General features: G+C 49.1%; 12 protein-coding genes and 1 riboswitch. Of the genes, 2 read left to right on the top strand and 10 right to left on the bottom strand.

Translation table 11 applies throughout. From position 1 onward, the window contains the following. Window positions 1-52: 52 nt before the first annotated feature. Window positions 53-748 carry a DUF4489 domain-containing protein gene (locus B2633_RS00605; protein WP_483168598.1) on the top strand — a complete coding sequence of 232 codons (696 nt, stop codon included), beginning with the start codon at window positions 53-55 and terminating at the stop codon, window positions 746-748. A 236-nt stretch (window positions 749-984) separates the two neighbouring features. Here the strand turns inward: B2633_RS00605 and B2633_RS00610 are convergent, their stop codons facing one another. The 8 genes from B2633_RS00610 to B2633_RS00645 all read right to left on the bottom strand — a co-directional run bounded on the left by B2633_RS00610 (window position 985) and on the right by B2633_RS00645 (window position 8,449). Further along, window positions 985-1,548: a methyltransferase family protein gene (locus B2633_RS00610; RefSeq protein WP_483168599.1), complete on the bottom strand. Its 564-nt coding sequence runs from the start codon at window positions 1,546-1,548 to the stop codon at window positions 985-987. 107 nt (window positions 1,549-1,655) lie between these two features. After that, complete coding sequence (locus B2633_RS00615) at window positions 1,656-2,264, bottom strand: 50S ribosomal protein L25 (RefSeq protein WP_483168601.1); 609 nt, start codon at window positions 2,262-2,264, stop codon at window positions 1,656-1,658. Window positions 2,265-2,464: 200 nt separating this feature from the next. Further along, the gene (locus tag B2633_RS00620; protein WP_483168602.1) at window positions 2,465-3,616 is read right to left on the bottom strand and encodes a DEAD/DEAH box helicase; all 1,152 of its coding nucleotides are present in this window, start codon (window positions 3,614-3,616) and stop codon (window positions 2,465-2,467) included. Window positions 3,617-4,011: 395 nt separating this feature from the next. Further along, window positions 4,012-4,242 (bottom strand): hypothetical protein, encoded by a 231-nt coding sequence (locus B2633_RS00625; RefSeq protein WP_483168603.1) that lies wholly within the window; start codon window positions 4,240-4,242, stop codon window positions 4,012-4,014. 43 nt (window positions 4,243-4,285) lie between these two features. Beyond that, window positions 4,286-5,389, bottom strand: coding sequence for an anthranilate phosphoribosyltransferase (gene trpD, locus B2633_RS00630; protein ID WP_483168604.1), 1,104 nt, complete (start codon window positions 5,387-5,389; stop codon window positions 4,286-4,288). Between the two features lie 6 nt (window positions 5,390-5,395). Further along, window positions 5,396-6,475 carry an alcohol dehydrogenase catalytic domain-containing protein gene (locus B2633_RS00635; RefSeq protein WP_483168605.1) on the bottom strand — a complete coding sequence of 360 codons (1,080 nt, stop codon included), beginning with the start codon at window positions 6,473-6,475 and terminating at the stop codon, window positions 5,396-5,398. A gap of 53 nt (window positions 6,476-6,528) precedes the next feature. After that, window positions 6,529-6,700, bottom strand: a riboswitch (cobalamin riboswitch). Between the two features lie 14 nt (window positions 6,701-6,714). After that, window positions 6,715-7,461 (bottom strand): formate dehydrogenase subunit gamma, encoded by a 747-nt coding sequence (locus B2633_RS00640; RefSeq protein ID WP_483168606.1) that lies wholly within the window; start codon window positions 7,459-7,461, stop codon window positions 6,715-6,717. Beyond that, window positions 7,451-8,449: a 4Fe-4S dicluster domain-containing protein gene (locus B2633_RS00645; protein ID WP_483168607.1), complete on the bottom strand. Its 999-nt coding sequence runs from the start codon at window positions 8,447-8,449 to the stop codon at window positions 7,451-7,453. Before B2633_RS00645 ends, B2633_RS00640 begins: the two co-directional genes overlap by 11 nt. 547 nt (window positions 8,450-8,996) lie before the next feature. Between B2633_RS00645 and nhaA the strand changes: the two genes are divergently transcribed. Continuing rightward, window positions 8,997-10,289 carry a Na+/H+ antiporter NhaA gene (gene nhaA, locus B2633_RS00650; RefSeq protein WP_483168700.1) on the top strand — a complete coding sequence of 431 codons (1,293 nt, stop codon included), beginning with the start codon at window positions 8,997-8,999 and terminating at the stop codon, window positions 10,287-10,289. A 13-nt stretch (window positions 10,290-10,302) separates the two neighbouring features. On the opposite strand, the gene B2633_RS00655 is transcribed toward nhaA, so the two are convergent. After that, window positions 10,303-10,950 carry an HAD family hydrolase gene (locus tag B2633_RS00655; protein ID WP_483168609.1) on the bottom strand — a complete coding sequence of 216 codons (648 nt, stop codon included), beginning with the start codon at window positions 10,948-10,950 and terminating at the stop codon, window positions 10,303-10,305. Continuing rightward, window positions 10,950-11,291: thiamine phosphate synthase (locus B2633_RS00660; RefSeq protein ID WP_483168610.1), on the bottom strand; the 342-nt coding region annotated here is incomplete at its 5' end. The genes B2633_RS00660 and B2633_RS00655, both read right to left, overlap by 1 nt.

Genomic DNA, 11,291 nt, shown 5'->3' on the forward strand with positions numbered 1-11,291 from the left:
GTTTATTTATAAATGGCTTGGCAGATTATTTAAAGATATAGGAGGTTATTATATGAAAACCCGTTATCAGAGAGATTCCTACAGGCGTGATAATCGCAGGGAAGAGGATTATGATTATTCCCCTTATCCCAAGAAAGATTATTATGAGGAGCAAGACAACTATTGCCCTTTTCCCAAAAAGGACGATAACCAGGATTTTAAGAAGGATAAAGACAAAAATAAACCCGATTTTGAAACTGAGACGATCTTAAAGTGCGGCACCAGTGTGGGCTCCGGTCCGATATCCTGTAACGGCATTTTGGTTAATGGGGCGGCTTCATCCGGTATCAACAACAGCAGCTATGGGGTTGTTCAGGCGACAGTTTCTCTTGACACCAGCGATTTGATCGACCCCACTGTCAAATTGGACTTCTTTTCACTTATTAGTTTCAGAACCACCGACGACGACAACTTTCTGCTGCGTTTAGTGTTCAAGCTGAGCAGGGTCTGCTGCGGCAGTCATGTTCCTCTCGGCACCTGGACCTTCGAGAGACAGTCTAACGAAGATTTTGTAACAAACCAGAATGAAAACGAATTCGTACAGCAGTCAGATTCCTTCGCTTTCAGCTTCTGCGCTTGTGAAACCTGCCCGGAATGCTGCCATTATGTTGTTGAACTTGTCAGCCAGGAATGCTTTAATATTGCATTTGCTACCGTCACCAATATTTCGCTCTCCGCTCTGGCTGTTGGTAAAAAACGGAAGAAATAGACCAAAATTCGGGAATAGGCCGGAACGATTTTGAAATGCCTTCCAAAAAGCGAACAAAATTTAATGTGGGCCATTGAAGATTTCTTTGGCCCTCAGGTAATCAGCTTAATGGAAGGTCGGCGAGCACGAGAAATATCCAGGTATGCCATGCCTTCCAGGGACGAAGGTCGCCCGTATCAAGGTTGTCTCCGGCTTTATTTGCTTATAAAGTACCCCATCGGATTCAATTCGCTGTATCAAAGATACCTGCGGACTTTTTGGCAGTATCGCAGGTATTGTTCACCGTAGATCTTTTGCAATGATTCCTCCTCGCGAAGAACCTGGCGATTCATGAGCCACAGACCCGCCAGGAGGTACAATAATACCACCCAATTGGGGAAAATCAAAAATATACCCAGGAGTATGAACCCGAAAGCGGTATAAATGGGGTTGCGGCTGACAGCGAAGGCGCCAGTTGTTATCAGAGCGCCGGGCTGATCTTCATCGATACCCACCCGAAAGCTTTTGCCAAAAGAAGTCAGGCTTAAAAAGAAAAAGGCCAGGCCCAGTATACACAAGGCCACGCCGATCCAAGCCGCCATATCATTATAAAACAGTTCAGCGCCGAATTTCGGCCAGTTCAGAGCGCTGGCAAAGATGAGATAGAAGAACAGCAAAGCAAATGGAGGAATGAGGAAATCGGTTTTATCCATCTCGCCAAACCTCATGGCTTTGATGCCCAGTTTTCGCATCAGAATAGCCCGCGAGATCACCAGAGTAATAAGCAAAAGTATAGTCCCAACTGCAAAATAACCCTGCATCAAGACTGCTCCTTCGAAAGTGTGATTATGTCTTCCCTGCTACCCAATATACACCGAAATAACCCCCTTGGGGACGGTCCCAAATTTGTCACGTCCCCAATTGCGCCTTATTCGGCTGCGGGTTCGGCATTCTCATTGATCTCTGGGTTTTCTTCGGCTTCTGCGCTCTCTTCAACCGGCAGATTATTGATCACTGCATAGACGGCATCTTCTTTTTCGCTTACTTTTATCTGCGGATCCAGGTTGAAGTCGTCTACAGTGATTGAATCGCCTAAATTCATAGGTGCCACATCGATTTGTATGGCGTCAGGCATCAAATCCATTCTTCCCGTAACAGGAACCTCGTATTTGTAGACCTGAAGCTGCAGTTGTCTGTCTGCCAGATCTTCCACATTTCTGAAAACAATAGGAACGGATAGTTTGACCTCCTGATCTTTGGAAACCAGCTGCACATCGATATGGGTAATCTGCTGCGAAATCGCATCCCGCTGCACTTCTTTGATAAAGCCCAGTGTCTTATTGTCGTTAAACAGAATCGTCACTCTGGCATTGGAGCCATGGCGCTTAAGAACTTGCTGCAAGGCCGCTCTGTCGAATTTGACCGGATTACTCGCCTGCATACCTTCGCCATAAATAACCCCGGCCACAAAGCCCTTTTCCCTGAACTTGCCGCGTTGTTTGCTTCTTTCACTCGCCTTTAAAATAGTCTCTTCCATAAAAGTACTCCTTTTGGCAGGTTGTGCCATTGAATTTATTACAATATATTGTTGCCATTCTTATAGCTTTTATAGCTTGACCCGGGCTTTCTTATGAAGATGCTCCCCAATGGAGGCTGTTTTCCCGATCTTCCCGGGACTCAGGCTCTCATTGGGCAGCCGCTGATTTCGGGCTCTTGAATAGCCCAGGCAATATACAATTATCTGGCAGCCAGGCTCACTGCACGGGGCAATTCTCGGATGACAGGTAATTTTCGGGATATCAAGGCCTGTATATCCCGCAGGTATTTCCTTTCCTCGCGGTCACAGAATGATACCGCCGTTCCTCCCAGACCGGCCCGGCCGGTTCTTCCAATCCGGTGCACATAGGTTTCAGGCACATTGGGCAGGTCGAAGTTTATGACATGGGACAGCTCCGGCACATCGATGCCCCTGGAGGCGATATCGGTTGCAATCAGCACTCTGGTGCGTTTGACCTTGAAATTGTTCAAGGCCAGCTGTCTGGCTTGCTGTGATTTGTTGCCATGGATGGCCTGGGCAGGAATCCCTGCGTTGGCCAGGGCTTTGGCCACCTTGTCAGCTCCATGCTTGGTCCGGGTAAACACCAGGGCAGAATCGATGGAGTCGCTATTTAACAACTGAATCAGCGCCAAGGTCTTATCCTTTTGATCCACAAAATAGACAGCTTGTTCGATAGTGTCCACTGTCGATGAAACCGGGCTCACTGCAACCCTGACCGGTTGTTTCAAAATATCATCTGCCAGCCTGGCAATTTCCGGGGGCATGGTTGCGGAAAACAATAGAGTTTGCCTCTTAACCGGCAGCCGGGCGATAATCTTTTTCATATCGTGAGCAAACCCCATGTCGAGCATGCGGTCGGCCTCATCGAGCACAAACATCTCGACCCGGTCCAAACGGATATGCCGCTGGTTCATCAGATCCAGCAGCCGGCCGGGAGTAGCCACCAAAATATCCACACCCGCCCTCAACTGATTGGTTTGCGGAGCTTGCGACACCCCGCCAAAAATAACCGCGTGCTTCAGCCCGGTATATCTCCCGTAGGCAGCCAGGCTTTCGCCTATCTGCACCGCCAGTTCACGAGTTGGAGTTAAGATTAAAGCTTTTATGGCCCGAAGTTCTCTCAGGTTGGACTTCCCTTTATAGATGGTCTGCAATAAAGGGATCGCGAAGGCCGCGGTTTTTCCGGTGCCAGTCTGGGCGCATCCTACCAAATCCCGGCCTGCAAGGACCACCGGTATGGCCTGCTCCTGTATCGGAGTGGGCATGGCATATCCGGTCAGCTTCAAAGCCTTCAGGATTGGCGTAATCAGGTTTAGTTCTTCGAAATTCAAATTTTTTTCTCCTTACATGTGGGCTTGCCACTTATTTAAATGCAGGCTATGCCCTCACCCCGTTGGCTGCGGCACAACCTTTTGTTAATTCATCTGCAAATGCAACCTAGTAAATATGGTTTCACCGTATTAATGTAAAAAGAGCGGACAACTCATAATAAATTGAGTTTCCCGCTCTGTAAGCCCATATTGCCTTATACTAATATAAGCAGTTGAAAAAACAATCTTACTCAGCCATGATAGCATACTATCGGAAAGAAATCAAAATCACGGCAAAACCGGTTTTGACTGATTCTGTCCCCAGGGACACTATTGCCGGGCCCAGGTGCTTAAATATTCAGTAATATTGGCATCTGTATTTGTTACGGCTTTGCTTTACCCCGGAGCCTGACAGCTCAAATCTGGCTGCTGCGCCAGGCGGATATGTCCTCCCATTCGGTAAGGCTTATATGCATCTCGACCAGTCGGCTTGCCACCCCTTGCTGCTTTAAGCCCGTCATAATGCCTTGCACGTATTCCGCCTTTTCCGGCGGGTAGACTGATGCCCGGGGCAAATCCACCATCATGTACGGATCGCCCTCTTTGTAGTATCCCGCTTCGGTTTTAATCGCCAGCATTTTAATCACCATGCTCCTCCTCTCCGGGGTGACAAATCGTCGGGAATGTCTTTTACATCTTCTCCAAAAGCTGGTTAAGCCTGATAATGCCCCGTTCCGGGCGTTGATTTTGTGCTGACACCCATGCTCTAAGCTTTTGCAGGGCCAGGCCCTTGTTAATCATTTCCCTGGCAGCCTGCAGGCAGTCGGCCAGAGATGACTCCGGTCTGGTAACATAGATGACCAGTGCGGCATTCAGGCAGGCAATATCGGTGCGGGGGCCGTTTTCCAGCCCCGCAATCACCCGCAGGAATTGCAGGACCTCCTGTTCCCTGTCGATATGGGGCCTGAGATCCTCCAGACTGGCCTGTTTAATTCCGTAATCCTGCGGGTAAAAAGAAAACTCGCGAATTGAGCCGTCGGGATACAATTCTGCCACCAGGGTCTCTCCCAGGGTGGAAGCCTCATCCATGCCCTGTTCGCCGCCGGCGTCCAGCCCGTGTACCACCAGGGCGCGCCGGTATCCTATTTCGTTCATCACCCTGGCTACCGGGGTCAGCAATCCCCGGTCGTAGACGCCGCGGACGGCATAGCGGGGCAGGGCCGGGTTGGCCAGGGAGGCCGCAATGTTCAGAACTGTTCCGAACGAAATCTGGGATAAAATTCTGCCCAGGCTTTGATGAATATGCGGGCTCATACCATTAAAGATACCGATACCAGCCGTTTCAATGCTGTGTTTCACCAGTTCCGGTGGACCTTCAACATCAACGCCCAATGCTTCTAAAAGGTCGATGGTTCCGCAGCTGGAGGTAATGGCGCGGCTGCCGTGCTTGGCCATCACCACTCCCGCAGCTGCCGCAATGATAGATGCGGCAGTACTGATGTTAAACGTTTTCAGGCTATCCATCCCGGTGCCGCAGTTTTCCACCACATCAGCATGGTTATCCAGGGCAACCTTGCAGGTGTCATGTTCATATATAGCCTCCCAGATCCCGGCAATCTCTTCAGCGGTCTCACCTTTGGCGGCCAGGGCGCTCAAAAATGCGCCCTGATGCATGGCCGACTGACGATCCAGCAGAACTTCACTGAATACTGTCTTGGAACGGTCCCGCGGCAGATCAACCTGGTTGATCAAATCAGCAATAGTCCGGCCAAATTCCTGTGCGCATAATGACATCTCACATTACCTCCCTTTTTTCATATCCATCGCTATTTTCATTTCCTTCCCCGCAGCTATCAAATCCAACCCTTCTTGCAGTTCATCCAGTCCGATACGCCTGGAAATCAGGTCTTTGACCACCACATCCCCTCTTTCCATCAACTGCATGGCGGAGCGGTTATTACGTATGGAGCATCCATATGCGCCGATAACGGTTAGTTCCAGGTAGTGAAGCAGGTTCCATTCATCATTGGTGAAGCCCGGCTGCTGTGACATCCCGCTGAAGAATCCAATCCGCCCCCGCTTGGAGCATACCTGCAGGGAGCTTCTGAAGGCATTGGGATCGGGACAACAAGGTATGACGACATCAGCCTGGCCGTGATCTGTAATGACCGTGAGCGCCTTTCTGAGCCCTTCAAGATCAGCCAGTAAGTGGCATCTATTTTCCAAATCCTGCAGACGCATCATTCTATCAGGATGGCTCTCCACTATGAAGATCTCTTCAGCCCCCCGGCTCCTGGCCAGCCGGGCGTTTAATATTCCCAGGGGACCGCCCCCCCAAATCAGGACTGCATCACCATGACCGACATGCAAAGCGTCCTGCATATTAATGGCACAGGCCAGAGGCTCTGACATACAGGCTTCTTCAAATGACAATCCCGCCGGGATGTGATTGAGAATGCCCCTCTGGGCCGCCGCAGCAGGTATGTGCAGATACTCCTGAAAGCCTCCGTCACGGTGGAATCCCATGATTTCCACCCGGTCGCACAGGTGGTCCAGACCTTGCCGGCAAAAATGGCAGTTTCCGCAGGGCACACCGGGTGAAACCTGCACCCGGTCCCCGGGGCGGAATTCAGTCTGACTGCAGGCCTCAACCACGGTGGCGGTTATCTCGTGCCCGAGCACTCGGGGAAGCCGCAGATCCCGCTGTCCGATGGTGTAGGCTTTCATATCAGTACGGCACAAGCCGCACACCTCGGTTTTTAAAATGACATCCCCCTCCTGGCATTGAGGTTCGGGACGGTCTTCAATACGGATGCTGCCGATGGTCTCCAAAACCGCTGCTTTGATTTCATTCACCCCCATAAAAAATAAAAAACCCATACCTCAAAAAGGTATGGACTCTCCAATTCCGCACCAGGTTTTTGCCTTTCGGCTTCAACCTTAAGCTACAGGCAGGTCTCCTGACTCAGCTTCTTCACCGGCATGCCCCTTCCCCCTTACCGGAGTGGCTGCGGCATCGGCTCAGCATTACAGTGGCGGGCCCGCCCGGGATTTGCACCCGGTTCCCTATTCTCCCTGTCGGGCACCTGCAACTCTCATGGCCTATTTTTTTGTTTATACTAGGATGAATTCCCGGTTTTGTCAAGGCAAGATTTTCCCTGCTCCGCTATGAGAACTGCTTCAGGGTGTACGGGTGGAGACGTGAGGCCGGCTTCACGGTGCTCTTTATTCAGTTTATCCCACCACGCAGCATGGCGATGTATTACGTACTCCCTATCGATATAGCCTGTGAACATACTTGCTACCAGGGGCCGGTTAGCCTTGATGAGAAACGCTGCCAGGTGAACAATAACCGAAAGCAGCAATATCACGGTAAACAGATTATGAATCTGCGCCAGCCAGAATACCGTACCCACTGAAAATTCCATCCCGGGCAGGTTTTTATATACCTTCAGTATTCCGGTTACAATCAAGGCCATTACCGAGAAAGCAGTCACCGCGAAGGCCAGGCGTTGTTCTGCCAGATATTTGTCATTTTCCGGTTCCTCGGCCAACCCCAGCATGGAAGCAAATATCTGCATGGACTCCTTAAAATCACCCCTGCGGGGTATGATGTCCCATCTTTTACTGACAATTAAATAGGTCACATAATAGGCACTTATAAATATTAATGCCATAGCTGCCAGATAATGCAGATACAATGTAGCCAGAAAATTGCTCGACCAGGCCAGCCCCGGTAGTTGGTCCACATAATATCTTTTGTAAACGGGCATTTGTCCAAAGCCGGTAAACAACAGGACAAAAATAGACATCGCGGTAACCCAATGAGTAAAGCGTATAGCTGTATTGTGGCGCTTAATCTTCAACGTCATTGCCCCCTTTCATAATCTGGTAAGTACTTATTCCTGCTGCCAATACCCCGGCAACAGGAGCCATTAATAAACCGCTCAAGATATTACCAGGCTCGTCAAGTGGGTTTTCAATATTTACCGCCATATCGACTCTGCCAGTCGTGCCGTCCAGATCCTGGTCGATAATGGCAAGATTGATAACTTCAAAAGGTATCATGGAAATATAGAAATTAGCTGTTCCACCGTTCTCCTCATCTCCGTACACATAGCCTTGATTCTGGCGGGCCCAGTTCTGTGCATACTCATGCAGCTCATACTGAGGGCCAAACATAATAGCATTCCTGGGACAGGCGTTTACGCAGGCCGGTTGCTGTCCCTGCTTGATCAGATCATGGCACATGTCACATTTATACATAACTCCTCCTCCAGCCAAATCCGGGACTACTTCCAAATACAGCCCTACCCCGCCCTGGCGCTGAGGGATATGCCAGGGGCAAACGTCCCTGCATTTAGCCCCTCCAAAACACCCCTTGGGGTTGATCACCACTGGACCTTCGGCGGTCTTATCATTAACACCAAAAGGACATAAAGTTGAACAGGGCGGATTGTCACAATGCATACACTTGCGGGGAACATGAACCTCGATCTTTTTCCCCTGGTGTTCCACCTCCAGATGCTGGACATAGGTCCAGTTGTAGGGGGTGAGGCGGTCGGTGACATGCCTTTTTCCAGACCAGTCCTCATGTTTGGGCTGTGGCCAATAATTTTTAATAGGCTGCTGTGGCTGAGGAAAATTGAGTTCATTTTTAACCCGGCATGCCAGAACACACTTGGGGGTATCCTGATGCACACAACCATCACATTTATTCAAATCATGCAGAATAGCGTAGTTCCCAGTTGATCTGGTCCCGGCCAGAACTTTGCCTGCACCGGTCATGATGCTGGCCGCCGCAATCCCGGATATTGTGGCCCTTTTTAAAAATGATCTGCGAGTCATAGTCATAACCTTCCTCCGTTTTATGTACCCATACAGGGTATAGTATATATATATTTTATTTATCCCAAGGTATTTTGGCAATAGGGGATATTGTTTTTAGCGGGCAGGCACGGGGATCAAATTTTTGGCCTATAATGTTCCATCAGACTCATTTTTTTGCTACTATAAATCAAAAGCAATAATATTAATGACGGTCAAAGTGCTTCTGGTGAAAACTTGGAGTGCGGGGATAAAATACCTAAGTTTTGCAACCGCAAGATAGGGTGTTTTTCTATGAGAAACGGTTACTGGGGTGGGTAGCCTGTAACAGGGCTGGCCGCTTTTTTTATTGTAGATTTATCAACCTCATTGGTGTTATATACAGAGGTTAGGAATAATAGGGGAACTGTGAATCCACGTTGAAAGGATTTACTGAGTATATGAATAAGGTCAAAGGTTGCCAGCTCAGAACTCAGCAGCGAATTACCGCATTATCCGGGAATTATATACCCAAGATTATCTTAACGAAGGAGAGATTATGAGGGACAATAACGGTCTGTTCCTAACGCAAATGATGCGGCCATTATCCAAATTTCTTGACGATAGGATGAGAAGCATTTTACTGCTGTTTTCAGCGACTATCATTGCCTTTATCTGGGCTAACTCCAGTTATTCCGACAGCTACTATGCCCTATGGGATACTCTCATCACCGTCAGCATTGGGAGATATGGAATTAGCAATAGTTTAGGCCATTGGATCAATGATGCGCTAATGGCCTATTTCTTTTTTGTTATTGGGCTGGAAATCAAGCGAGAGCTTTTGGTGGGAGAATTATCGAGCATTGAAAATGCTATTTTGCCGGCCATCGCTGCTGTGGGAGGCATGGTATTTCCAGCCTTGATCTACCTGCTCTTGACCCAGGGAGGCCCTGGTCACGCGGGCTGGGGTATTCCCATGGCAACTGATATTGCCTTCTCACTGGCTTGTTTAACAGCTCTGGGTTCATCAATCCCCCTGGCTTTAAAAGTATTCCTGATGGCTCTGGCGATCTTTGATGATATGGGGGCCATCCTGGTAATTGCGTTGTTTTACACTGAGCAGATAAGTCTGGTAAATCTGGGTTTTGGCTTTATTATTCTGTCAGTATCGGCTTTCTTAAATTTTAAAGGCGTAAGGAAAACGTATCCTTACGCTCTTCTGGGTATCGCACTATGGGTGACTTTCTTTCTTTCCGGCATTCACGCTACTATAGCCGGTGTATTGCTGGCATTTACTATTCCGGCACGGGCTCGCCATAATCAAACACAGTTTATATCAGAGGCGGAAGGTATCATAAATAGCTTTCCTAATGGAGATTTCCATCTCATGTGTACAGATGAAACTCAACGGAAAATGATGAAAAAACTAAAGGTATCGGTTGACAATCTGGATTCCCCCTTGCAAAAACTTGAGGATAAACTTTATCCATTCGTGAATTATCTTGTGCTGCCAGTCTTTGCCCTGGCCAATGCAGGGGTGAACCTGGGTCAAGGAAATGGCACTATCAGTTCGATGAGTCCGGTGTTCTGGGGAATTGCCGCGGGTCTGGTTATTGGAAAGCCGATAGGAATTACTCTCTTGTCCTGGTTATCCGTCAGGTTCGGTATAGCTCAACTGCCTTCCGGGATTATGTGGATGCAGATATGGGCCATGTCATGTCTGGCTGGTATAGGGTTTACTATGTCCTTGTTTATTACTAATCTCGCTTTTTCTGATCCGCTGTTGATACATCAGGCCAAACTGGCGATAATCATTGGATCCATCCTGTCTGCTTTCCTGGGCATGGCTGTCTTTTTCTTGTTCAATGCGATTCGCCGGGCAAAATGACTTGGCCCCGCCCCTAAATGTTTAATATCACTATGGCTTCCCGGAAATCCTTGATGTAATCATCACAGGTTTCAACTATTTCGACCCATTCTTGGTCTGCTGAGGGATCAAATACCCCTATCACCCTGAAACCTGCTTTTTTGGCGCTCTTAACGGCGTGAAGCGCGTCCTCGAATACCGTGATCTCACCGGGCGGCGCCCCGAAACCTGCTGCACAGCGCAGGAAGATTTCGGGATCGTCCTTGCCGGTCTTCATATCATCTCCGGTTAAAATAAAATCAAAATATTCGATTATTCCCATTCTAAGCAGAACCTGCTCGGTGTTGGTTCGCGGACCGGCGGTGGCGATGCACATTTTGACCGCCTTGTTATGCAAATATTCCAGAAACTCGCGGGCTCGGGGTTTTAATTGCACATGATTAAGGTATTCTTCTGTGCATAACTGATTGATTTCAGAGCTTATCTCGTCAACCGTCGGCAGAAGATCATATTTCATTTTGAACAGTTGTGCGGCTTCTCTGACAGTCAGGGTTTTTATGCGCCGGTGCATCTCCGGGGTGGGAGTCTGCCCATAACGTTTGAGAAATTTGGCATCCAGGCTTTCCCAAATGCCCATGGAATCCAGCAGGGTTCCGTCAAGATCAAAGATGGCGTATCTCATTAATTACCCACCATTTCACGGGCCAGGGTTAACAACTGAGCTGTTGCTTCTCCGATATCAGGCCGGGCAAATATGGCGGAAACCACCGCCACGCCGTCTATGCCGGCGCCCTTCAATTCCAGAATGTTTTGCGCTGTGATGCCGCCGATAGCCACCACCGGTATAGATACCGCCTGACAGATTCTGGTGAGTTCCTCCCGTGCAACTATACCGGCATCCGGCTTGACCGGACTGGCGAAAACAGCTCCGACCCCAATATAATCAGCGCCGTCATTCTGGGCAGCCACAGCCTGGGCAGCATTTTGCGCCGATACCCCCAGAATCTTGTCGGGTCCGATAAG

It is taken from the genome of Syntrophomonas sp. UBA1041 (genome assembly GCF_002316705.1).
GTDB lineage: Bacteria > Bacillota > Syntrophomonadia > Syntrophomonadales > Syntrophomonadaceae > DTU019.